The following is a 21,657-nucleotide window of genomic DNA, read 5'->3' on the forward strand; positions in this document are numbered from 1 at the left end:
CGATGAAACCCCTTATTAAGGCTTTACCCTACGTGTTGGCCGCCCTGGTTTTGGCGGGCTGCGGAACCACTGGCGGAATCCAGGATGAAGGGCAGCAGCCCATTGTCGATGATCAGAGCACGCTGGGCGGCGCGACCGGTCAGGACGGCGCAGGCGCCCAAACCAGCGGATTGCAAGGTCCCGGCGGTATCGATATGCAGACGCTCAACGATCCGGCGAGCCTGCTTTCCAAACGTGTCCTCTACTTTGATTTCGACAGCAGCAAGATCAACGAAGAGGAGCGCGCGATCGTCACCGCCCACGCCGGATTCCTCGCCAACAATCCGGCGGCCAGGATGACCCTGGAGGGTCATGCCGACGAACGTGGCACGCGCGAGTACAACATCGGCCTCGGCGAACGGCGCGCTCTGGCGGTCCGCCAATTGCTGCTGTTCATGGGCGCACGCGATGACCAGATCCAGACCATCAGCTACGGCGAGGAAAAACCCGCTTCGCTGGGTCACGACGAGAGCTCGTGGCGCCTGAATCGTCGCGTCGAGATCCTCTACGAGGGCTTGTGATTATGTCTATGAGATTCCCTTCCCTGCTGGCGATGGGACTCTGCCTGGCCGCAGGGACGGCCAGCGCGCAGACCAATATCGCTCCGGTCATCGACGCTTCGCGTCCGGCGGCGACCACCACCACTCCACCGCGTGCAGCCGCGCCCGCCGGTGCCACCGCGTCACCGTTGACTCCCGCCGGGCCGGCGGCGATCCCCCCGCAAAACCAGGCGCTGATCGAGGTGCTCACCCGTCTGCAGCAGTTGCAGGAAGAGGTGCGCGAGATGCGCGGCGAGATGGAGGTGCAATCCCACGCTATCGAGAACCTGAACCAGCGCCAGCGTGATCTCTATCTGGATGTCGACCGGCGTCTGCGCCGGGTCGAAACCGGTGGGCAGATCACCGCACCCGCCGTGGCTCCCGGCGCGGCCAGTCCGCCCGTCACCACCGGTGCCCCAGCGCCGACCACCGCGCCGGGGAGCAGTGCACCTGCCGCGACGGCCACCGATCCAGCCCAGGAGCAGGCTGCGTATCAGCTCGCCTTCAATCTCCTCAAAGAGGGTCGGTACCAGCGCGCGATCGGGCAGTTTCAGGAGTTTCTCGCGCACTATCCCGGCGGCACGTACGCCGATAACGCACAGTACTGGTTGGGTGAAGCCAATTACGTAACTCGTAACTTCACGCAGGCGATCGACGAATTCCGCAAGGTGCTTAGCGGTTTCCCGGACAGCCCCAAGGGCGCAGATGCCCTGTTGAAAATCGGATACGCTCAGTACGAACTGCAGCAGTGGCAGGATGCACGCGCCACCCTCACCGAGATCGGCCAGCGCTATCCGCAGTCCACTGCGGCACGCCTGGCAGAAAACCGTTTGCAGCGCATGAAAAGCGAAGGGCGTTAAGGCCAACACCAGCGGCGTCGGCGGCAGTTCAGCCGCCGGCGCCCATCAACCGATCAGGCAAACGATTGCTCTCGAGTCACGCGCATCGCAGCCCGTTCGATACCAGGCGCTTTAGGGTAGAATACCCACCCTGGCTCAGTGACCGCTCCAGCCACCGTTGAAACCCGAGGCCCAACCCGCTACGAACTCCGTGTGCAGCCTGCGCATCACCGAAATCTTTTACTCCCTGCAGGGAGAGGGGTTGAGCGCGGGTGAGCCGACGGTATTCGTGCGCCTGACCGGGTGTCCCTTGCGCTGCGCCTACTGCGACACCAGTTACGCATTTCAGGGCGGTGAGTGGATGACCCTTGCCGATATACGACAAAGAATTGCGGAGTTCGACTGCAGGCAGATCTGCGTGACAGGTGGCGAACCTCTGGCTCAGCCCAATTGCCAGGCGCTGCTACGGCAACTTTGCGATGCGGGATACACCGTATCGCTGGAGACCAGTGGAGCGCTCGATGTGGGTGCTGTCGATAGCCGGGTCATCAAGGTCATGGATCTGAAAACACCGGGATCCGGAGAAGTTGGGCGCAACCGCCTGCAGAATCTCGAGTATCTTGCGCCCACTGATCAGCTCAAATTCGTGCTTTGCGATCGAACGGATTACGAGTGGGCCAGACGGATGGTCGAACAGCACGGACTGGCGCAACGCTGCACTTTGCTTTTCAGCCCCGCCGCGGGCCAACTCGACCCGCGCGCGTTGGCGGAATGGGTACTGGAGGACCACTTGTCAGTACGCCTGCAGCTGCAGCTGCACAAGCTGATCTGGGGCGACACCCCCGGACACTGACACAGGATAATCGGGAGCACGATGAAAAAAGCGGTGGTATTGCTGTCCGGCGGACTCGACTCCACGACCACGTTGGCGGTGGCACTGGAACAGGGTTACGACTGCTATGCCTTGAGTTTTGACTACGGACAGCGGCATGCGGCGGAATTGGCGGCTGCGCGCCGTGTAGCGCAAGCGTTAGGGGTACGCGAACACAAAATATTGCATTTGGGCCTCAATGCCATCGGCGGTTCAGCACTCACCGATACCGGCATTGACGTGCCCACCGCACCCAGTGAAGGCATCCCTGTCACCTACGTTCCGGCACGCAATACGGTTTTTCTCGCGCTCGCCCTCGGCTGGGCTGAGGTTCTCGGCGCACAGGACCTCTTCCTCGGCGTCAACGCGGTTGACTACTCCGGTTACCCTGACTGCCGGCCCGAGTTCATCGATGCCTTTGAACAATTGGCCAATCTGGCCACCAAAGCCGGCGTGGAGGGAGCGCGGTTCAAAGTGCACACACCGCTCATCGATCTCACCAAGGCCGAGATCATCAAAACGGGCGCGCGGCTGGGCGTGGACTACGGATTGACCTTGTCGTGTTATGCCGCCGCCGACGATGAGCTGGCCTGCGGCCGGTGCGACTCCTGTCGTTTACGAGCCGCCGGGTTCGAGGCCGCGGGCATCAGCGATCCAACACGTTACGCCGAACGCTGAGATCACCAACCCGCCAGGGGTCAGACCGCTTCGAGTTTTCGCATCCCCTTGGGTAACAGACGCAAATCCACCAGACTCGATACCAGTGCCGACCAGATGTTGGCCTCCTCTTCGTAGACCAGCCGGTAGTACTCGACTTTCATGGTCAACACGCTGCCAAGGATGATGCCGGCCAGTGCGATCATCGAACCGAGCGCCATCGTCGAGACACCAGTCACCCCCTGGCCGATCGAGCAGCCCATCGACAGCACACCACCGATGCCCATCAGTGTCCCTCCGATGACATGGTTGACGAAATCACCCCAGGAGCGGAACCACTCGAAGTGAAAATGTTTGGTTACCACCGAGTAGGCGAACGATCCAAACACGACACCCGAAATGACCATCATCCCGAACGATATCAGGTGCCACTGGACGGGGAGTATTTCAAAGGGGTCCAACTGCACCTGCTGGGTATACCAGTAACCCCATTCGCCGGTCGGATTGATGAAGGTCAGCGACTGCGGCGCAACGCCGACCGGGGGTTGATCCATGAAATCCGCGAACTCCTTCCACTCTGCACCGATGCTGCCACCCGTGATGTACCAGCCCACGACCACCAGAATGCCGACGGCGCCACCACCCAGGAAGAAGTCAAAGCGCTCGCGGAAGTGCTCCGAGCGCAGGATGACGACAAATAGCGCCAATGCAACTGCACCCGCCAGTACCCAGCGCAGTGTGGCAGACGCCTCGATTCCCAGCATCCCGGACAGTAAAACGCTTATCTCCTGGCTCTCGATACCGAACCGGGCCAGATCGATACTCAGCGGCTGGATCCAGCTGTGGAAGACGAGGCCGTAGAAATCGGTTTTGGTCATGATGTACGCCCAGGTGCCCATGACCGTGAACACCACAATCGATTTAATGTTGCCCCCACCCATGCGAATGGAGGTCATGTTGCCGCAGCCACTGCTCAGCGTCATGCCGACGCCAAACATGAGGCCGCCCAGAATAAACCGCGGCCACATGAAATTGGAGCTGCGATAGGGAGGCAGCGTGGTACTCATGTCGACCACCCCGGTCATCTCCATAATCAGGACGCCGGTTATGGCAATGGCGATGGCGAATCCCCAGGCGCCCAGGCGCCCGTAGTGACCGATATTGATCCAATCAGAAACCGCGCCCAAGGTGCAAAACCCGGTTTTGCGAACCGCAACACCGAGTACGAAGGCCAGCACCCACGCGCTGGCCAAAACCTGATGGGTAATATTCCACTCCACCGTTCTCCCCCTTCGCAGCAACCCTATAATTGTGTGCCCATTCTACCGGGGCTCCATCCCGGACAGCGCAATAAGGCTTAGAAGTTTTTTATATGACACAAAGCTACATTGATGACACTCACCTCGGTCCCCCACCTGCTGTCGACTCAGAATCAATACTCTATCGGCGCCAGGAGAACAAACCGCTGCAAGGCCCGCTTGCCCCGGACAGTCGGCACACGGAGAGCCGCGGGGTAACAAAACACCGCCACACGGCTGGATCGCTGTCTATCCCATACTGCCAGGTTGACTATCATCATTTCAGTGTATTCTAATATACTGACTGGCTGAGGGGGCTTTAGATCGATTTTCTGTTTACAGCGTCAGCTATCGGGAGAACAGTCATGAAAATTCAGCGTATCACGAAGTCTGTATTTGCCACACTGCTATTAGCGGCGGTGGCCGGTGCGGGGATCTCAGCCGAGCCACCCCCGGGCACCGACGCTCGAACGCAGGCAATGGAGCACAAGTTCGAGAAAGCGAAACAATACTACGGGGAATGCCAGGGCGTTGATCAGGGCGACTTTGAAAAGATTCGCCCGCACCTGAAAGCCTTCACGGACATGGAGGTGATGGCGGAATACATGTCAGATCCTGCCAAGTTCGCACAGTTGGCGCAGACTATCTACGACCCGCGCACCATCCACGTCATGATGAAATGCTCCACCGAACCGGTCATGTGGGATACCTGGATGAGCGGCATGACCGATTTCGACAAAATGATGCGCACCGCCATGCGCTTCATGAATCCCGCGATGTACATGAACTGGATGATGGCGCCCATGAATCCCAACGTCTGGGGACCGATGATGGGGATGATGGATCCCAACATGATGGCTCGCTGGACGACAGCCATGGCGAACCCCGCTTTCTATCAGCCATTCTTCGCGCCAATGGACCCCAACTGGTACACACCGCGTATGCAATGGATGATGGATCCGCGCAGCATGCAGCCCATGTTCAACATGTTCAATATGCCGAACATGATCCCCGGGCAGCCCACCGCCGTACCGGTGCAGCCTAACCAGTAAACCACGCCGCGACGTAGGATCCGAAGGGTCGCCACTCCGGGTGGCGGCCCTTCTTTTTATCCTCAGCAACCGCGACCCGGTAACGACCTCCCCTATCAGAATCTATCTCAAAATCCCGCGCCTGCTGAATTGAACCCCAGGGGTGCGCGGGGGATTTTGAGATCGGTTCCTATCAACAGGTGCATTGTGGCATTTACCCGTATCCACGCGTGCGCCCGCCAGGTCCCACACCCTCCACCGCCCGCTCACGCGTCGCGCCGATGTCACTGCGCCCTTCTGTCGATCCACGGCCCGTACTCGGTGTCCATCTGCATCAGCGCCCCGCGGGCGGGTCAATCCACCGTCACCGAGGATCATGATGCAACGGGCCACAGCGGGATCGCGAGGGCATCAGAAAGGGTTTGGGAACGTCACGACTTTCAGCCCTGGGCATCAAGACAAGGGCGATTCCAGAACACCGGGGTTGCGGTTTGGGTCGGAATGCAGAGTCAGCTACAAGCGAGTTTCGCTGGTCAGGGTTGAATTGCGCCCCGGGTCGAATGCACGCACAAGCACCACCCTCGATCAACACAGCGCAACGCTGCCGCGCAAAAGGCGGTCAATACGTCGCGACAATCGTGCGCGACACTGCATGCGCCGCAGCTACCTTGAAAGAAAAAGAGGCGGAGGAAAAGGAAAACCCCGGACACATGATCTGCATCCGGGGTGGATTGCCAGGTGGCCGACCCTATCTGGGTGCTGCTGGGAAACCGGGCATCTGTCTACGCATGGCCTCCCATTTTTCACGCTGCTCCTTGGTGAAAACAGCGAGTTGTTTGTTGTAGGTGGCGATCGCGGCTTCAATCAACTGCTGTTGCAGTGCGAACATCTTGCCGTACATCGCACCTATGGCCTGCGGATCCGGGTTGGGCACCATCATCATACCGGGTAGTTTCTGGGCGACTTCCCCCATGCTCTTCATGGTGCCGAGACTGGCATCGCGCGCGGCGTTTCCGATCTCGGTCAGTTGCTGCAGTTGCTCATTGGTTAACCCGAGCACGGCCAGCGGATTGACCGCACCCATGGGTTGCATACCCGGCATCGCACCCGGCATTGGCATCATGGGTTGCTGCACGCCCATGGGCGGCATGGGATATTGGGCAAAGACCACCCCTTGACCGAGCAACAGCACGGCGACAGTGAACAATCGGAGAAAACGATTGCGATTTAGCACGGTGCGCTCCTTCTCAATGAATGCTTGGGAAACAAACAAGCACCGGCCAGAGATACTCTGACCGGTGCCGTGTCCGGCACTACAACCGGATTACTTCTTAGCCTGCGGGACCTCGGCAGGTGCCGCAGGTGCAGCGCCGGCGGCCGGAGCCGTCTGAGGCATCATCTGCGTCCAGGCATTGGGGTCAAACCAGTTGAAGCCGGCAGCACCACCCGCCGCCGGCTGACCCATCGGCATGGTATAGGCACCGGGGTTCATCCAACTCATGTAGGTGGCGGGATTCATGAAGGCCGCGTAGGCGCCCGGATTCATCCACTGCATATAAGCCGCTGGATTCATAAACTGGCTGTAGGCGGCCGGATTCATCATCTGCATATAAGTTGCCGGATTCATGAAAGCGGAGTAGGCGCCCGGATTCATCCACGCCATCATGTTGTTGGGATCAGCAAACTGCATCCACCACTGCGGCTGCATGAACTGACCGTAGGTCGCCGGATTCATCATGGCCGGGTAGGTGGCAGGGTTCATGAACATCGCCCAACCGCCCGGATGCGCCAGATTGAACTGCGGCACGCCACCACCAAATCCCTGCACGGGTGCGGCACCACCGGGTGCGCCCATACCTCCAAACCAATTCGGCACCTGGGCCTGAGACTGCTGCGGAACAACGGCAAAACCAAGAGCCAATGCCAGTGTTAGTCCTACCAAATAGCGCTTAAACATGACTTCCCTCCCGTTAGTAAAAAATCGGTGATGCTGCAAGTAAGTAGTATTTTAGAATATAGTTATATACGTATTTCAGGGTCTGTATCCCCTTCGGGGTGGAAATGGAAAATAATGTCTACTATTCGGTGATATGCAGGCTGTTTGGTACACCGGTATCGGAGGTCAATACAATGCGTAACCTTTTGTTTTTTATGTTCTTTGTTGTTTTTTCGGTGAGCGGGACGTTGCAGGCGGCATCCGCGGGGGCAAGTGCGGCAAATCCCGCACAGGCGCCCTTCGATACATCCACGGTGATGCCCATGGGCAATCCGTCATTGCAGTTCAACCTCGCCCGTCCAGAAGGTTGGGCAATGTTCATCGACCCCCGCGCCCACGCCTCCGCACATGCGGCATTGATGCATCCCGCGACCTACGCCCAGTTCATGCAGCCGCAGTGGTGGATGCAGTTTGCTGATCCCAACAACATGATGGCGTGGATGAATCCGGCCTCTTACACCACCTTTATGAATCCGGCCACCTACATGGGATGGATGAACCCCGCGCCGTACATGCACTTCATGAATCCTGCCATGTACATGCAGTGGATGAACCCCGGCGCTTATACCGCCTACATGAACCCGGCCACCTACATGCAGTGGATGAACCCCGCCGCCTATGCTTTGCCCGGGACTCAGGCGGCACCTACCGCTGTTCCCTTCAACTGGTTTGACCCCACTGCGTGGACCGCAATCAACCCGTCGTACGCGGCACCGGCTGCTCCGGCGACGCCCGACAGGAAAGGTCAGTAATAGCGCTGCTCCGACCGTTCGCCTGGAAACAGGTTGCAGAAACCAGAAACGCGCCTGAGGCGCGTTTCTTCCTGACGCGGCAAACGTGGGGTGTTACTTGGCAGCAGGTTGGGTCGTTTGACCCGTGCCTGGCATCATCTGCGTCCAGGCTTTGAAGAACTGTTCGTACTGCTTGGGGTCCATCATCTGATTCATCGGCTGTCCACCCGGGGCAGCCATCCCTGGATTCATAGCGCCCATGGGATTCGTCGAGCCCATACCCGGGCTCATCATACCCATCGGGTTGCTCATGCCACCCATCATCGGCGCCATCATCATGGGGTTCATCGGATTCATCATGCCCATGGGATTCGTCGAGCCCATACCCGGGTTCATCATACCCATCGGGTTGGTCATGCCGCCCATCATCGGTGCCATCATCATGGGGTTCATCATATTCATCGGATTCATCATGCCCATGGGATTCGTCGAGCCCATACCCGGGCTCATCATACCCATCGGGTTGGTCATGCCGCCCATCATCGGCGCCATCATCATGGGATTCATCATACCCATCATCGGCGCCATCATCATGGGATTCATCATGCCCATCATCGGCGCCATCATCATGGGATTCATCATGCCCATCATCGGATTCATCATCCAACTCATCGGGTTCATCATGCTGCTGGCAGGATTCATCATCGACATCGGGTTCATGGCCGTCCCGGGACTCATCATCGACAAGGGATTCATAGCAGTCCCGGGATTCATAGCAGTCCCGGGATTCATCATTCCCGTCCAGGCTGCGGGATTCCCCATGGCTTGGTAAGACGAGTCAGCCATATTCAGATAAGCACCGTAGTCTTTCTGATACCGGGCGACGGTCTCCGCCTCGTGACACGCAGCGCAGGTACCAATGGCCGGTTGTCCCTGCATCATCTGATTGACGACATTGCTCCAAACCGCGGGATCCATGCTCTTTGTTATGGCGTATGAGGTGGCCGGTGCGGCTGACGCAGGATCGGTCGCCGCCGCCGTTATGCCCAATCCTGCGTAGGCAGAGGTTACGACCAGCACCATGGATGAGACGGTTTGCTTAACCTTCATAGTTAAATGTCCTTGACTTCTCGGTTGTCATCTCAGGCAATCGACCCCTGAGCCAAATTGCAGCGCCAGTACGGCGGGTCAGAAGTCGCCGGTCGCCGCGCCTTCCATAATGTAGCGCATGGCGTTGCGGATGCGCTGCGCGTCGGCCCTCAACTCTTTGTCGAGCTCACTGTTGGGATTCTGCGCATAGTCCAACCAGTTGATGTCCCAGTCCATCGTCATTACCCAAAGCTTGCCCTCCCCATCTTCAAGCAGGGCGATGCGGCAGGGTATGAAGATGACGAACTCCGGCACGTAGTCGAGTATCTTGCGTGCGACGACAGCGTCGCAGAACTGAAAGATCTCGACGCGCGGTGTGTTTTCATCACCAGTGATGGCGCGCACGTCTTTCCACAAGGGACTATGGCCTACGAGCTTGAAATTCACCTCGTTGGCACGCAGCTTCATGGAATCGACCGCATCGTCGAACGAGACCCCTTCCTCCACCGGAAGTTTGTCGGTCATGATGCTGATCATGTCGCGCATGGAGAGCGGGCTCATCAGCATCATGCTCTGGTACATGCTGCGTTTCGCCTCGGTGGAAATGCTCTCTGAAACGGTATTTGGCTTCCAGTTTCGAAGGGTTTGCGTAGGGAAACCCGGTACTCGGATGGCGGGGATGCGATCCGGAACAGTGCCCTCGCCTTTGGCCAGATCGACCAGGTCCAATTTCTCTTGCTGCTCAGCTCCAGGCGTTGGCGTCAGCCCGAACATGAACCGCGGATCGGCCGCGCGCATCATCGCATCCATGACCTGGAAACGTGTCGCCTCATCCATCGCAGGCCCCATAAAATGGTTACCCATGACGTTCATCCACTGGAACATCATCCCGGCATAGTTGGCATTCGGGTTGTTGGCATATGCCGGAGGTAACTGGCCTGCCGAGTTTGCCACCCACTGAAAATCCATCCAAGGTACGGTTGGAGGTACTTGCGGTGCCGGCGCAGCGCCGGAGTTCGCAGCATTCTGCGCTCCAGCAGGCGTCACCCAGAATGCGGCTGCCAGAACGATTGCGAGGACATTCCTCAACGCCATCATTGGTCTCCCCATCGTATCAATATAGATCAACCCCACATAATCCGGCGGCGCTGAAGTCCCCCCGCAACGGACGCGGGTTTCAGCCGCGGGAAAAGATTACCAGCTGTAATTCTACTGAGTCGTATCCGACGGCGCTCCCGACAGGAGCTGCCCGAACCATGAAATCACGGTGAAAGGCGTGCTGCAGGCCACGGTCACCATGTCACTGATCATTTTGGGCATATCCAGGCATCCGGCGCTCTGGCCATACGGTTGATTCACCGGACAGGTGGATGACTGGCTGGTTTGGCCTGTAGGACACAGGAAAGTCTGACACTGCTGCGGTTCCGATGTCGCATCCGCTGTCAAGGGCGAAGCGGCGATCAACGCGATGGCTAGTAGAAGTTTCTTAGGCATTGGCAGTATCCATATCCTGGTAACTGGGTAACGTAGTTAGCGGTAGATACGCCCAAGCGTCTGGCTTCTGAGCACACCTGAATGATAACGGTCGTATTTCCTTCTGTAACTCGATCGGGGCACACAAGACACGATCGCTCGGTGCGTTACGAGATCGTGTCCGAAAGCTCGCCCGTGGCCCCCTTGCTATCCGTCCATTTCAGCGTTACCGCTTCGCCCTTGTTACCCCCTTTGAAGCGGAACGACATATAGGGATTGGCAGAGACGCCACCACCCCAGTGGACTGTCAGCACCGTATTGCCGTTGTGCAGGCAGGCGATCTCCTTGATGAAATGCTCTGGAATCAGCTCGCCCGACGTTTTGTCACGACGGCGTCCACTCTCCATAGGATGAGCGAGGATCGCCTTCACTTCCGTAACGCCGTCTTTCAACTTCACGCGAATCTTGTCTTTCGCCATTTTCTCGACCTCGTAGATTCTGCTGTCGGATCAGCCGCAACCGCCGATCGCCACCTTGACTGATTTCTGCGCCGAATAGATTTTGCCGCCCGCGTAGACCAGCGCGGTCACCGGGCAGCTTTCCGCGACCTTGATTCGTACCGAGACGTAGGCCTCGCAACCCTGGCCAAGTACGTACTCCGCCACCATCGGCCGCGGATTCTTCTCGACCAACACGACGATCTTTTCGACGTTCTCAATGTCTGTGGTGACCTCGACGGGCACTTGCGAACCGTTCTCGGCAACGTCCGGTGCGTCTACCGTTACCCGCTCACTGGCTTCCGGAGCAACACCACCAGTGATTGCATTCTTCGCCACATCAAACTTGTCGGTCGCGAATGCCTCGGCAGGCCAGGCCGCCCAAACGATACGCGGTATCAGGAATCCTGTGCTTGCGACAACGCCCATCGCGCTGGCTGCCATCGCGCCTTTCACTACCAGTCTGCGCTTTTCGTTAATCTTGTTCACTGCCAAAACTCCCACCAAAACGGATAGTCAAGCTGTTAAGAAGACCGAAACACCCCGCCGGGTGCTTGCGGCGTACAGGGTATCCAGAAAAACGACTGGCCCCCAAAGAAGATAGGTTAATTAGCACATTACCGAAAACTTCTAAACCAAAGACATAGCCCATAGTAGGTACTGAAAATGGCATCCGGTATTAATCGATTGTTTTCACCCGCCCGCGATGCACCTCACTGTATTTCATAGTGATTTACTGCGAATCTCCACGGGTGCTCATAACCCGCGGTGCCGAAAGGCGTGTAACGCATCATCGGTTCAACCGCGCGCTCAAGCACATCCCACGCAAAACAGGAACGATCGAACTTTTCCGCAGATAACGCCCCAGCAACCGCATTACATCAACCCCGAACAGCCGCATCAAGTACCAGTGCGCTGCTCGGCAGTGATTCATCGATACTCGACTCGCAAACTTGCACGCGGCAGATCCCCAGTCTAGTGTTTGAAGGGCCGAATGCAGAGGCACAGGGAGCGCCTAACAAAAGTGCAAACCGAGCAATTTCTATCCGATGCCAAGCAGTTGCACCGGCAGGCGGTGCAGTCGCTGTTCCAGCTGTTCGAGTCCCAGTGCGAAGGCAGCATCGCCGTCGATCGAGACGCGCGCATTGTCTGGATCAACGATAAGTACCGTCTGTTGCTTGGTTTGCCTGACGGATTGGATGTCATCGGCCGCGACGTCGAAGAGATCATCCCGCAGAGCATGATGCGACAGGTGATTCGAACCGGTCGCCCAATTCTGCTCGACATCATGGCGTTCCAGAATCACGATTTCGTAGTCACGCGCATCCCGCTGATCGATGAGCAGGGAGAGATCACCGGGGCGGTCGGTTTCGTACTCTACGACACCATCGAACCTCTCAATCACATCCTTACCAAATTCAACCAGCTGCAGAGCAGATTGGCAAAAACGGAACGCGAACTCGCGTTTCACCGTAAAGCCAAGTACAGTTTTTCTCAGTTCCTGGGCAACAATCCGGCAATTCAGGAAATCAAGCGCCATGCGCGGCGCGCAGCCGAGCACGATTCCAGCGTCCTGCTGTTGGGTGAAACCGGCACCGGCAAGGAGCTCCTGGCGCACGCTATCCACAACGCCTCCCCGCGCGCCGATCAACCATTCGTGGGACTCAATGTCACCGCCATCCCTGAGACGCTGCTCGAATCAGAGTTCTTTGGGGTCGCACCCGGCGCTTACACGGGTGCCGACCGCAAGGGGCGCAAAGGGAAGTTCGAACTCGCCAATGGCGGCACGCTGTTTCTCGACGAGATCGGCGAAATGCCGCTGAACCTGCAATCCAAACTGTTGAGGGTGCTTCAAGAGCAGGAGTTCGAGCCGCTCGGTTCAAACCGCATCGTACGGGTCGACGTACGCATCATCGCCGCCACCAGTGCCGAGCTGGAGGAGAAGGTCAAGAAAGGCGGGTTTCGTGCTGATCTCTACTATCGGCTCAAGGTGCTACCCATCCGCTTGATACCGCTGCGCGATCGCCTGGATGATATCCCCATTCTCTGCGAACGCCTGCTCGAGCAGCTCGCCCTGCGCAACCACAGCAAAGCACGCGAACTCGATGACTCCGCGTTGGCGACGCTCACCGCCTACGCCTGGCCCGGTAACGTCAGGGAACTCAGCAACGTGCTGGAGCAGAGCTGCGCGTTAAGCGACAAAGCCAAACTGGCCGCAGCTGATTTCGCGGGCATCCTTCCCGCGGCATCCAACTCGAAACCCACTCGCCCGCGCGCTGACAGCGTAAGACCCCTGGCGGAACTTGTCGCGGAGATCGAACGCTCCGCCATTGGTGCCGCCCTCGAGGCGACTCGCGGCAAAAAGACCGCTGCCGCGAAAATGCTGGGAATATCGCGGGCGAAGCTTTACGAACGACTCGCCGAATTCGGCATGCTGTCCAATAGCCAGACAGAAAACGTCTGAATTCCGGACAATTACTATCCCAACTTGCAGATGGTCTGCGAGGATTGGCAGTGAGTGTCCGGAATTCAGACAAGTAGCTGTCATTGGTCGGCTTGCACAAGCCGAGCACTAATCATAACTCTCTGATTATTCTGGTTTATATAAAAATGGCATGAAGCCTGCCTTAAAGTGTGGAATCCACGGCACCTGCCCTGGAAATCCGTACAACCCCCTTCGGTCGGGGGGCGTTCACCGAATGAGGAGAGAGGGAAAACCATGAAAGTATCCAAACAACTGTTGGCACTCACTGCAGCCGCCGCCTTGACCACAGCTACGGGCAGCGCCCTGGCTGCCAAAGTAAAGCCGGTACTGCTGAAGGTGCCGATTGCGTTTGCCACCGTCCTGCCGGCGCTGGGTACACCGATCAAATGGGTGGGCGACAATATCGACACGGTCTCCAACGGCACGGTCAAGATGAAGGTCTACGAGCCGAACAAGCTGGTCGCCCCGTTCGAGATTCTCGATGCCGTCAGCACCGGCAAGGTCAACGCCGGCTACACCACCGCCGGTTACTGGGCGGGCAAGATCCCCGCCTCGCCGCTGTTCTCGGCGGTGCCGTTTGGTCCTGAGGCGGGTGAGTACATGGCGTGGCTTTACTACGGTAACGGTCTGAAGCTGTATCAGGAGATGTACGATCAGGGCGGCTACAACGTCAAGGTGATCCCCTGTGCCATCATCGCGCCGGAGACCTCGGGCTGGTTCGCCAAGCCGATCAATTCGGTGGCGGATCTGCAGGGGCTGCGGATGCGCTTTTTCGGCCTTGGCGGCAAGGTGATGCAGAAGCTCGGGGTATCGACCTCGCTGATACCCGGGGGTGAGATCTTCCCGGCCCTGGAGAAGGGCGCCATCGACGCGACGGAGTTCTCCATGCCGGCGATCGATCAGCGCCTCGGCTTCTCCAAACTGGTCAAGTACAACTACTACCCCGGCTGGCACCAGCAGGCGACGGTGTTCGAGTTGCTGGTGAACAAGGACGAGTGGAACCAGATGCACGAGAGCCAGCAGGCGGTGGTCGAGACCATCTGCAAGGCCTCGATGGCGCAGTCGTTCGCCGAGGGAGAGGCGATTCAGTTCGAGGTGATGAAAAAGAACGTCGAAGAGGCCGGTGTGAAGAACATGTACTGGTCGGACGAGATGCTGGCCACCTTCCAGAAGACATGGGACGAGGTCGTCGCGGAGGAGGCTGCAAAGGATGCCTTTTTCAAGAAGGTCTACGAGGATCTGGCCAACTTCCGCAACGGCTACGATCTGTGGGAGGCCTACGCCTTCCTGCCGCGCGCCCAGCGCCAATAACACGCGCGGCGACAGATGACAGGAAGAGGGGGCGACGCGAGTCGTCCCCTCCCCTTATTTCAGGGAGCAAACCATGGCCGTTTTGGCCTGCCGGTCGCCAAGAACAACGGAAATCCTAATTGCAGTTCACCTGATTCCAAGCCGTTGACTGGATTTCTTGAGCTCTGGCAACAAGTTGGGGGGAGGGAGGTTCGATGAGCACACCAGTTATTGCTGAACATGAGCCCATACCCGTCCCGCTTGCGGACGCGATTGACCGGTTGATCCGCTGGTTAGGACACGGGATCTGCTGGGTCTACGGGGTGTTGGTGTTTGTGATCATCCTGCAGGTGGTGCTGCGCTATGGATTTGGCGAGGGCAAGGTGATCCTCGAGGAGTTGCAGTGGCATCTGTACGCCGTGGGGGTGATGTTCGGCGTCGCCTACGCCCAGGCCAACGATGCGCACATTCGCGTCGACATCGTGCACATGCGCCTGCGTCCCCGCACCCAGCGGCTGTGGGAGATCTTTGGCATCGTGGTGTTTCTGCTGCCTTTCGTGTGGGTGGTCTTTTATACCAGCCTGGAGTTTGTTACCGAAGCCTGGCGGGTGGGCGAGCGCTCCGATGCGCCCCTGGGGCTGCCCTACCGCTGGCTGATCAAAGGCGCCATTCCGGCGGCGTTCGGGCTGCTGGGGCTCGCCGCGCTCTCTAGGCTGTGGCGCGATCTTTACCTGCTGATGAAAAACAGATGATTTCGCGCCAAGGCGCAAAGACGCCAAGGGGCGCGAAGATTTTTATTCATGATTTTCTTGGCGAACTTGGCGTCTTGGCGCGAAATCCCCTTCGCCCTCATTCAACGATTCTAGGCTGCGGTTATGGGATTTGACGTCAACAACCTCCTGGTCATTGCGATGTTTCTCGCCTTCATCGCGTTTTTGTTTACCGGCTTTCCGGTCGCCTGGGTGCTGGGCGGGATCGGCGTGCTGTTCGCCGGGGTGGGGTACCTGTCCGACCTCCACCTCGACACCATCACCGGGCTCGATTTCCTCACCCTCGGGCTGGTGGTCAACCGCATCTACAAGATCATGGACAACTGGGTGCTCGTCGCCCTGCCGATGTTCATCTTCATGGGGCTGATGCTCGACAAGTCCGGCATCGCCGAGCGGCTGATGCACTCGATGCAGGAGCTCTTCGGCAAGGTGCGCGGCGGGCTCGCCGTGACCGTAACGCTGATCGGCATCATCCTCGCCGCCTCGACCGGGATCATCGGCGCCTCGGTGGTGCTCCTGGGACTGCTCTCCTTACCGGCGATGCTCAAGCAGGGTTATAACAAGGCGCTCGCCCTGGGCACCATCGCCGGGGCCGGCACCCTGGGGATCCTCATTCCCCCCAGCATCATGCTGGTGATCATGGCCGATCAATTGGGGCTCTCGGTGGGGGATCTGTTCATGGGCGCGGTGCTGCCGGGGCTGCTGCTCGGCACCCTCTACGGGGTCTACATCCTGGTGCTCGCGCTGTTTCGGCCCCGGCTCGCCCCGCTCAATCCCGAACGCCGCCCGATCACCGCGGCCATGGTGTTCGATGTGTTCAGATCGATCCTGCCCCCGGTGCTGCTGATCGTGGCGGTATTGGGTTCGATCTTCGCCGGCATCGCCACCCCCACCGAGGCCTCGGGGGTCGGCGCGCTCGGGGCGACGCTCCTGGCCGGGTACAACAAACGGCTCAGCTTCAAGGTGTTTAACGAGGTGCTGCGCTCGACCTACAACACCACCGCCTACATCTTCGCCATCTTCCTGGGGGCCACCTGCTTTGCCCTGGTGCTGCGCGAACTCGGCGGCGATGAGCTGATCGAATCGGCCATCACCTCGCTGCCCTTCGGCCCCTGGGGGATCATCGCCTTCATCCTGCTGATCATCTTTCTGCTGGGCTTTATCCTCGACTGGATCGAGATCACGCTCATCGTGCTGCCCTTGATCGCCCCGATCGTCAGCGGGTTGGGGCTCGATATCCCCGGCTTTGGGGTGGTGGATAACCCGGAGCTGGTGTGGTTCGTGCTCCTGGTCGCGGTGGCGTTGCAAACCAGCTTCTTGACGCCGCCGGTGGGTTTTGCGCTCTTTTATCTCAAGGGCGTGTGCCCCCCCGAGGTGCGCCTGGCCGATATCTACAAGGGCGTGATTCCCTTTATCATCCTCCAACTCATCGCCCTCACCACCGTCGCCCTCTGGCCCGCCATCGTCACCTGGCTGCCGTCGGTGGCGTACAGATAGCCACACAGGAGAACCGCTTGCATGGGTGTGAGCAAAGTCATCGACGCACGCGCCGCTGTCGCCAGCGTAAAACCGGGGGACACGCTGGCAACGGCAGGATTTGTTGGGATTGGCTTCCCCGAGGAACTGGCCATTGCCCTGGAGCAGCGTTTCCTCGACGAGGGCGGACCGCGCGACCTGACCCTGGTCTACGCTGCCGGACAGGGCGACGGCAAAGATCGCGGTCTCAACCACTTTGGCCACGAGGGGATGGTGCGCCGGGTCATCGGCGGCCACTGGGGGCTGGTCCCCAAACTGGGGGCACTGGCCAGTGCCAATAAAATAGAAGCCTACAACCTGCCGCAGGGGGTCATCGCGCACCTCTACCGCGACATCGCCGCGGGCCGCCCCGGGGCGCTCACTCGCGTTGGCCTCCATACCTTCGTCGATCCGCGGGTGGATGGCGGCAAACTCAATGCGGCGGCCCAACACAATATTGTTCGCCTGATGGAGATCGATGGCGAGGAGTATCTGTTCTACAAGGCATTCCCCATCAACGTGGCGCTACTGCGCGGCACCACGGCCGATCGCAACGGTAATATCACCATGGAACACGAGGCCTTGCCGCTGGAGTGTCTGGCCATCGCTCAAGCGGTGCGCAATTGCGGCGGAACGGTGATCGTCCAGGTGGAACGCATCACCGAACGCCATATCCTGAGCCCCCATCTGGTGCGCATCCCCGGGATCCTGGTCGATCACGTTGTCATTGCCCGCCCCGAGAACCATTGGCAGACATTCGGCGAGATCTACAACCCCGGCTATACCGGCGAGATCCGCACCTCGGCTGCCAACGCCAAACGACTGCCCCTCGACGAGCGCAAGATCATTGGCCGACGGGCCGTAATGGAGCTGCAGGCCGGCGCTGTGGTCAACCTCGGCATAGGCATGCCCGAAATGGTGGCAGCGGTTGCCGAAGAGGAACAGACCTTCGAGCGCGTGGCGCTGACCGTCGAGCCGGGCGGCATCGGCGGGGTACCCGCCGGGGGGCTCAGTTTCGGCGCGGTTGCGAATGCCGACTCAATCATCGATCAGCCGGCGCAGTTCGACTTCTACGACGGTGGCGGCCTCGACCAGACCTTCCTTGGCATGGCTGAAACCGACGCCCGCGGCAATGTGAACGTCAGCCGTTTCGGCCCCAAGACCGCCGGTGCCGGTGGCTTCATCAACATCAGCCAAAACGCCAAGGCGGTTTATTTTCTCGGAACGTTTACTTCAGGCGGACTGGACATCCAGGTGCGCGACGGCGGGCTGCATATCGCTCAGGAAGGCAAGGCCCGCAAATTCGTTGCAGCCGTGCAGCATCTCACCTTCAATGGCCGCTACGCGATCGAACGCGGCCAGCAGGTGATGTACATTACCGAACGTGCCGTGTTTCGCCTGACAGGTGACGGACTGGATCTGCTCGAGATTGCACCGGGCATCGATCTGGAACGTGACCTCCTGGCCCATATGGCGTTTCAACCACGGATCGCCGAATCACTGAAGACCATGGACGCTCGAATTTTCCACGACGGACCGATGGGCCTCGCCGACGAGTAAGCATCGCTGAACCCGCCCGATATTGGGATGAAAATCGGGGAGGCTTTCTGTATCATTGCGCCTTTCCTGAAATCTGTCCCCAACGATCAGGTATCCGTGGGCCGTTAGCTCAGTCGGTAGAGCATCTGACTTTTAATCAGGTGGTCGCTGGTTCGAATCCAGCACGGCCCACCATCCCCTATCCCGTACTGTGGGGGGGCGACATTGACCTCACCGCCACAAAAACCTGTCCGATTCTACATCCGCACGCTGGGTTGCAAGATGAATTGGCTCGATTCTGCGCGTCTGAATGCGGCGTTGAGCCGCGCCGGACATGTTCCTGTCAACCGCGAATGCGACGCCGACTATGTTCTCGTCAACTCCTGCACCGTCACCGCGCAGGCGGATCGCAAATCCCGTCAGCAGGCCAACGCCGCGCGCCGCGCGCACAAGCAGGTCGCCGTTCTGGGCTGCGGACCCCGTATCGACGCGCAGAGCTATAACAATCAACTGAACGATGTCCTGGTCTTCGAGTCCGAGCAGCGCCTGTTCGACTACTTCGGTATCGAGGCCGACTGTGATCCACTGCCCCTCAACACCCGCACCCGCCTGCCGATCGCCATTCAGACCGGCTGCGATGACGTATGCGGTTTCTGCATCACGCGCTTCGTCCGCGGCGCACACCGCAGCCTGCCGGTCGAGGCCATCGTACGCCAGATCCGTCACGCGGAAGAGCTCGGGTTGCACGAGGTCGTGCTGACCGGAATCAACCTGGCGGCGTGGGGTTGCGATGACACCCGTCATCCGCACAACGCCCGGCTGCATGAGCTGCTCACGGCAATCCTCGCCAAGACCGGGATCCCGCGGATCCGCCTCTCCTCGCTGGGACCCCAGTATCTCAGCGCCGGGTTCTTCGAGGTCTTCGCCGATTCGCGGATCTGCGATCATCTGCACCTTTCCGTGCAAAGCGGATCGCCGGGCGTTCTAACACGCATGGCGCGCGGACACGGAATCAGCGAAGTGCTGAACGTTGCGGCGCAGGCTCGCGCGGCGCGCCCCCAGGCAGGGCTTGCCGCCGACCTGATCGCCGGCTTTCCGGGAGAGACCGAGGCCGAGTTTCGCGAGACGATCGACACTGTTGAAAGCGTCGGTTTCGCCAAGCTGCACGTCTTCCCTTTTTCCGCACGCCAAGGCACACCTGCCGCGGGTGCCAGCGACCAGGTCCCGGGTGAAGTGAAAAAGATCAGGGCTGCAGAACTGCGCGTCCTCGGCGATACACTGCGTCAACGCTTTATTCACTCGCAATGGGGAACAGGTCACGTCGTGCTGACCGAAAAGAACGCAACCGGTCTTACACCCAACTACATCAGGGTCAGCATGCCAGGCGAAGACGAGGGCGAACTGCGCCCGGTCCGCCTGGGGCCGCACAACACGGTAGCCGGATAGTGAAACGGGCCTCGAAAGGCCCGCTCCTCATAGCCAGGCCCAGAACCAGGAAATCACAGCACCGCCGCAATGGCCGAGCACAGTGCATCCATGTTGGCACGGGTTATTCCCGCCACGCTGATACGGCCTGATCCGACGATGTAGATGCCGAACTCGTCTTTCAGACGTGCGACCTTCTCGGGATTCAACCCCGAGAAGGAGAACATGCCGTTCTGACGTTCGATGAAGCTGAAATCACGCTCCACTCCCTTGGCTTTCAGGGTCTCGACAAACAGCGTGCGCATCGCGTGGATGCGTTCGCGCATCTCGGTCACTTCCTTTTCCCATTGCGCGTAGAGCGCCGGGTCTTCCAACACAGTGGTAACGACGGCACCGCCGTGCGCCGGCGGATTGGAATACATGGTGCGCACGATGGACTTGGCCTGACTGAACGCGGTATCCGCGGTTGCGCTGTCCCTGGCGACCAGAGTGAAGGCGCCGACACGCTCATTGTAGAGACCGAAGTTCTTCGAGAAAGAGCTTGCCACCAATAATTCGGCGTTCTTCGCAGCGAAGTTACGCAGCCCCGCCGCATCCTCGTCGAGACCCCTGGCGAAGCCCTGGTAGGCGAAGTCGAACAGCGCGAGCCACCCCTTCTCGGCGCCGAGTTGCGCCAGCACTTCCCACTCTTCCGCCGTGGGGTCGATGCCGGTCGGATTGTGACAACAGCCGTGCAGCAGCACCACATCACCCGGCTGCGCCTGCTGCAGATCGCGCACCATCGCCGCAAAGTCTTTGTCCTTGGCGGCCGCATCGTAGTAACCGTACTGGAGCACTTCCAGACCCGCGGATTTGAACACCCCGCCGTGATTCGCCCAGGTCGGGTTGCTCACCCAGATGCGCCGACAGCCCAACTGACGCACGATGAACTCTGCCGCAACACGCAGCGCCCCGGTGCCGCCCGGGGTGTGCGCAGTGCGCGCGCGGTTGCCGGTCACGATTTCGCTGTCGGCGCCAAAGAGCAGGCGCTGAACACCCTTACCGAAGGCCGCGGTGCCTTCAATGCTCAGGTAGCTCTTGGTGTTCTCCTGCTCCACCAGGCGCTGCTCGGCCAGTTTGACGGTTTTAAGAATCGGCGTAGTACCGGCTTCGTCTTTGTAGACCCCTACACCCAGGTTGATTTTGTCCTTGCGTGAATCGCTCTTGAACGCCTCGCTCAGTCCCAGAATGGGATCGGCTGGTGCCTCGCTCACCTTTTCAAACATGGCTGTCCTCACAATGGCTGGCCTGACAAAGGCGGCGATTATCCCACAACAGTGCGGACTTTGTGCAGCGCGGAATGCGATACCAGATACTATTCCTGTTCCATCTCCCGCAATTGCTCTATGGAAAATCCCGCCTGCCCCCATTCGCCGCAGGAGGGACATTCGGCATGCAGCACCAGCAGTTGATCCGCGGGACTGGTGTAGTTGGCATCCGCCTCGCGGTGAAACTCCATGATTCCGGCAAAACCGCACGGACACTGGGTCCAGCGTTTGTAGGGCCCCAGGTTCTTCACGGGATTGGTACGCAC

Annotated in this window: 23 protein-coding genes and 1 tRNA gene; 13 read left to right on the forward strand and 11 right to left on the reverse strand. The window is 59.3% G+C overall.

Features of this window, described 5'->3' with window-relative positions; genetic code table 11:
- Positions 1 to 2: 2 nt before the first annotated feature.
- The 4 genes from pal (at position 3) to queC (ending at position 2,966) form a co-directional block, all read left to right on the forward strand.
- Positions 3 to 560 carry a peptidoglycan-associated lipoprotein Pal gene (pal, locus tag DWQ09_18090; protein KAA3626135.1) on the forward strand — a complete coding sequence of 186 codons (558 nt, stop codon included), beginning with the start codon at positions 3 to 5 and terminating at the stop codon, positions 558 to 560.
- Between the two features lie 2 nt (positions 561 to 562).
- Positions 563 to 1,438, forward strand: coding sequence for a tol-pal system protein YbgF (gene ygbF, locus DWQ09_18095; GenBank protein ID KAA3626136.1), 876 nt, complete (start codon positions 563 to 565; stop codon positions 1,436 to 1,438).
- Between the two features lie 190 nt (positions 1,439 to 1,628).
- The gene (locus DWQ09_18100; protein ID KAA3626137.1) at positions 1,629 to 2,270 is read left to right on the forward strand and encodes a 7-carboxy-7-deazaguanine synthase QueE; all 642 of its coding nucleotides are present in this window, start codon (positions 1,629 to 1,631) and stop codon (positions 2,268 to 2,270) included.
- A 21-nt stretch (positions 2,271 to 2,291) separates the two neighbouring features.
- Complete coding sequence (gene queC, locus DWQ09_18105) at positions 2,292 to 2,966, forward strand: 7-cyano-7-deazaguanine synthase QueC (GenBank protein KAA3626138.1); 675 nt, start codon at positions 2,292 to 2,294, stop codon at positions 2,964 to 2,966.
- 20 nt (positions 2,967 to 2,986) lie between these two features.
- On the opposite strand, the gene DWQ09_18110 is transcribed toward queC, so the two are convergent.
- The gene (locus DWQ09_18110) at positions 2,987 to 4,225 is read right to left on the reverse strand and encodes a YeeE/YedE family protein (protein KAA3626139.1); all 1,239 of its coding nucleotides are present in this window, start codon (positions 4,223 to 4,225) and stop codon (positions 2,987 to 2,989) included.
- A 383-nt stretch (positions 4,226 to 4,608) separates the two neighbouring features.
- On the opposite strand from DWQ09_18110, the gene DWQ09_18115 reads away from it, so the two are divergent.
- Positions 4,609 to 5,295 (forward strand): hypothetical protein, encoded by a 687-nt coding sequence (locus DWQ09_18115; GenBank protein ID KAA3626140.1) that lies wholly within the window; start codon positions 4,609 to 4,611, stop codon positions 5,293 to 5,295.
- Positions 5,296 to 6,022: 727 nt separating this feature from the next.
- Here DWQ09_18115 and DWQ09_18120 read toward each other — a convergent pair.
- The 3 genes from DWQ09_18120 to DWQ09_18130 all read right to left on the reverse strand — a co-directional run bounded on the left by DWQ09_18120 (position 6,023) and on the right by DWQ09_18130 (position 7,535).
- The gene (locus DWQ09_18120) at positions 6,023 to 6,508 is read right to left on the reverse strand and encodes a hypothetical protein (protein KAA3626141.1); all 486 of its coding nucleotides are present in this window, start codon (positions 6,506 to 6,508) and stop codon (positions 6,023 to 6,025) included.
- Positions 6,509 to 6,598: 90 nt separating this feature from the next.
- The gene (locus DWQ09_18125) at positions 6,599 to 7,231 is read right to left on the reverse strand and encodes a hypothetical protein (GenBank protein ID KAA3626142.1); all 633 of its coding nucleotides are present in this window, start codon (positions 7,229 to 7,231) and stop codon (positions 6,599 to 6,601) included.
- A 121-nt stretch (positions 7,232 to 7,352) separates the two neighbouring features.
- On the reverse strand, positions 7,353 to 7,535 hold the full coding sequence (locus DWQ09_18130) for a hypothetical protein (protein KAA3626143.1): 183 nt from the start codon (positions 7,533 to 7,535) through the stop codon (positions 7,353 to 7,355).
- Here DWQ09_18130 and DWQ09_18135 point away from each other — a divergent pair.
- The gene (locus DWQ09_18135) at positions 7,534 to 8,022 is read left to right on the forward strand and encodes a hypothetical protein (GenBank protein KAA3626144.1); all 489 of its coding nucleotides are present in this window, start codon (positions 7,534 to 7,536) and stop codon (positions 8,020 to 8,022) included. The genes DWQ09_18130 and DWQ09_18135 overlap by 2 nt on opposite strands.
- Before the next feature lie 93 nt (positions 8,023 to 8,115).
- Here DWQ09_18135 and DWQ09_18140 read toward each other — a convergent pair whose 3' ends face one another.
- The 5 genes from DWQ09_18140 to soxY all read right to left on the reverse strand — a co-directional run bounded on the left by DWQ09_18140 (position 8,116) and on the right by soxY (position 11,549).
- On the reverse strand, positions 8,116 to 9,111 hold the full coding sequence (locus DWQ09_18140) for a hypothetical protein (GenBank protein ID KAA3626145.1): 996 nt from the start codon (positions 9,109 to 9,111) through the stop codon (positions 8,116 to 8,118).
- Between the two features lie 78 nt (positions 9,112 to 9,189).
- Positions 9,190 to 10,224 (reverse strand): DUF302 domain-containing protein, encoded by a 1,035-nt coding sequence (locus DWQ09_18145; GenBank protein ID KAA3626146.1) that lies wholly within the window; start codon positions 10,222 to 10,224, stop codon positions 9,190 to 9,192.
- A 75-nt stretch (positions 10,225 to 10,299) separates the two neighbouring features.
- The gene (locus DWQ09_18150) at positions 10,300 to 10,584 is read right to left on the reverse strand and encodes a hypothetical protein (protein KAA3626147.1); all 285 of its coding nucleotides are present in this window, start codon (positions 10,582 to 10,584) and stop codon (positions 10,300 to 10,302) included.
- 146 nt (positions 10,585 to 10,730) lie between these two features.
- The gene (gene soxZ / locus DWQ09_18155; protein KAA3626148.1) at positions 10,731 to 11,042 is read right to left on the reverse strand and encodes a thiosulfate oxidation carrier complex protein SoxZ; all 312 of its coding nucleotides are present in this window, start codon (positions 11,040 to 11,042) and stop codon (positions 10,731 to 10,733) included.
- 30 nt (positions 11,043 to 11,072) lie between these two features.
- Positions 11,073 to 11,549 (reverse strand): thiosulfate oxidation carrier protein SoxY, encoded by a 477-nt coding sequence (gene soxY / locus DWQ09_18160; GenBank protein KAA3626149.1) that lies wholly within the window; start codon positions 11,547 to 11,549, stop codon positions 11,073 to 11,075.
- A 505-nt stretch (positions 11,550 to 12,054) separates the two neighbouring features.
- Between soxY and DWQ09_18165 the strand changes: the two genes are divergently transcribed.
- The 7 genes from DWQ09_18165 (at position 12,055) to DWQ09_18195 (ending at position 20,105) form a co-directional block, all read left to right on the forward strand.
- Positions 12,055 to 13,524: a PAS domain-containing protein gene (locus tag DWQ09_18165; GenBank protein ID KAA3626150.1), complete on the forward strand. Its 1,470-nt coding sequence runs from the start codon at positions 12,055 to 12,057 to the stop codon at positions 13,522 to 13,524.
- 255 nt (positions 13,525 to 13,779) lie between these two features.
- A complete protein-coding gene (locus tag DWQ09_18170) occupies positions 13,780 to 14,856 on the forward strand; it encodes a C4-dicarboxylate ABC transporter (GenBank protein KAA3626151.1) in 1,077 nt (358 codons plus the stop codon).
- Between the two features lie 194 nt (positions 14,857 to 15,050).
- Positions 15,051 to 15,587, forward strand: a complete 537-nt coding sequence (locus tag DWQ09_18175; protein KAA3626152.1) for a C4-dicarboxylate ABC transporter — start codon at positions 15,051 to 15,053, stop codon at positions 15,585 to 15,587.
- A gap of 159 nt (positions 15,588 to 15,746) precedes the next feature.
- Positions 15,747 to 17,102: a C4-dicarboxylate ABC transporter gene (locus tag DWQ09_18180; GenBank protein ID KAA3626232.1), complete on the forward strand. Its 1,356-nt coding sequence runs from the start codon at positions 15,747 to 15,749 to the stop codon at positions 17,100 to 17,102.
- A 21-nt stretch (positions 17,103 to 17,123) separates the two neighbouring features.
- Positions 17,124 to 18,680 carry an acyl CoA:acetate/3-ketoacid CoA transferase gene (locus tag DWQ09_18185; protein ID KAA3626153.1) on the forward strand — a complete coding sequence of 519 codons (1,557 nt, stop codon included), beginning with the start codon at positions 17,124 to 17,126 and terminating at the stop codon, positions 18,678 to 18,680.
- 98 nt (positions 18,681 to 18,778) lie between these two features.
- Positions 18,779 to 18,854: transfer RNA gene (locus DWQ09_18190), tRNA-Lys, on the forward strand.
- 87 nt (positions 18,855 to 18,941) lie between these two features.
- Entirely contained in the window at positions 18,942 to 20,105 is a 1,164-nt protein-coding gene (locus DWQ09_18195; protein ID KAA3626154.1) for a MiaB/RimO family radical SAM methylthiotransferase, read from the forward strand.
- A 53-nt stretch (positions 20,106 to 20,158) separates the two neighbouring features.
- Here DWQ09_18195 and DWQ09_18200 read toward each other — a convergent pair whose 3' ends face one another.
- Together DWQ09_18200 and DWQ09_18205 are read right to left on the reverse strand one after the other, a co-directional pair.
- Positions 20,159 to 21,349 carry an aspartate/tyrosine/aromatic aminotransferase gene (locus tag DWQ09_18200; GenBank protein KAA3626155.1) on the reverse strand — a complete coding sequence of 397 codons (1,191 nt, stop codon included), beginning with the start codon at positions 21,347 to 21,349 and terminating at the stop codon, positions 20,159 to 20,161.
- Between the two features lie 89 nt (positions 21,350 to 21,438).
- A complete protein-coding gene (locus tag DWQ09_18205; GenBank protein KAA3626156.1) occupies positions 21,439 to 21,657 on the reverse strand; it encodes a hypothetical protein in 219 nt (72 codons plus the stop codon).

Source organism: Pseudomonadota bacterium (genome assembly GCA_008501635.1).
GTDB lineage: Bacteria > Pseudomonadota > Gammaproteobacteria > QQUJ01 > QQUJ01 > QQUJ01.

Bases quoted from the DNA above. Each gene is read 5' to 3' on its own strand.
- pal (KAA3626135.1), top strand. From the start codon at position 3: ATGAAACCCCTTATTAAGGCTTTACCCTACGTGTTGGCCGCCCTGGTT.
- ygbF (KAA3626136.1), top strand. From the start codon at position 563: ATGTCTATGAGATTCCCTTCCCTGCTGGCGATGGGACTCTGCCTGGCC.
- queC (KAA3626138.1), top strand. From the start codon at position 2,292: ATGAAAAAAGCGGTGGTATTGCTGTCCGGCGGACTCGACTCCACGACC.
- DWQ09_18115 (KAA3626140.1), top strand. From the start codon at position 4,609: ATGAAAATTCAGCGTATCACGAAGTCTGTATTTGCCACACTGCTATTA.
- DWQ09_18125 (KAA3626142.1), bottom strand. From the start codon at position 7,231: ATGTTTAAGCGCTATTTGGTAGGACTAACACTGGCATTGGCTCTTGGT.
- DWQ09_18135 (KAA3626144.1), top strand. From the start codon at position 7,534: ATGGGCAATCCGTCATTGCAGTTCAACCTCGCCCGTCCAGAAGGTTGG.
- DWQ09_18130 (KAA3626143.1), bottom strand. From the start codon at position 7,535: ATGGGCATCACCGTGGATGTATCGAAGGGCGCCTGTGCGGGATTTGCC.
- DWQ09_18140 (KAA3626145.1), bottom strand. From the start codon at position 9,111: ATGAAGGTTAAGCAAACCGTCTCATCCATGGTGCTGGTCGTAACCTCT.
- DWQ09_18150 (KAA3626147.1), bottom strand. From the start codon at position 10,584: ATGCCTAAGAAACTTCTACTAGCCATCGCGTTGATCGCCGCTTCGCCC.
- soxZ (KAA3626148.1), bottom strand. From the start codon at position 11,042: ATGGCGAAAGACAAGATTCGCGTGAAGTTGAAAGACGGCGTTACGGAA.
- DWQ09_18165 (KAA3626150.1), top strand. From the start codon at position 12,055: ATGCAGAGGCACAGGGAGCGCCTAACAAAAGTGCAAACCGAGCAATTT.
- DWQ09_18170 (KAA3626151.1), top strand. From the start codon at position 13,780: ATGAAAGTATCCAAACAACTGTTGGCACTCACTGCAGCCGCCGCCTTG.
- DWQ09_18175 (KAA3626152.1), top strand. From the start codon at position 15,051: ATGAGCACACCAGTTATTGCTGAACATGAGCCCATACCCGTCCCGCTT.
- DWQ09_18180 (KAA3626232.1), top strand. From the start codon at position 15,747: ATGTTTCTCGCCTTCATCGCGTTTTTGTTTACCGGCTTTCCGGTCGCC.
- DWQ09_18185 (KAA3626153.1), top strand. From the start codon at position 17,124: ATGGGTGTGAGCAAAGTCATCGACGCACGCGCCGCTGTCGCCAGCGTA.
- DWQ09_18195 (KAA3626154.1), top strand. From the start codon at position 18,942: ATGAATTGGCTCGATTCTGCGCGTCTGAATGCGGCGTTGAGCCGCGCC.
- DWQ09_18200 (KAA3626155.1), bottom strand. From the start codon at position 21,349: ATGTTTGAAAAGGTGAGCGAGGCACCAGCCGATCCCATTCTGGGACTG.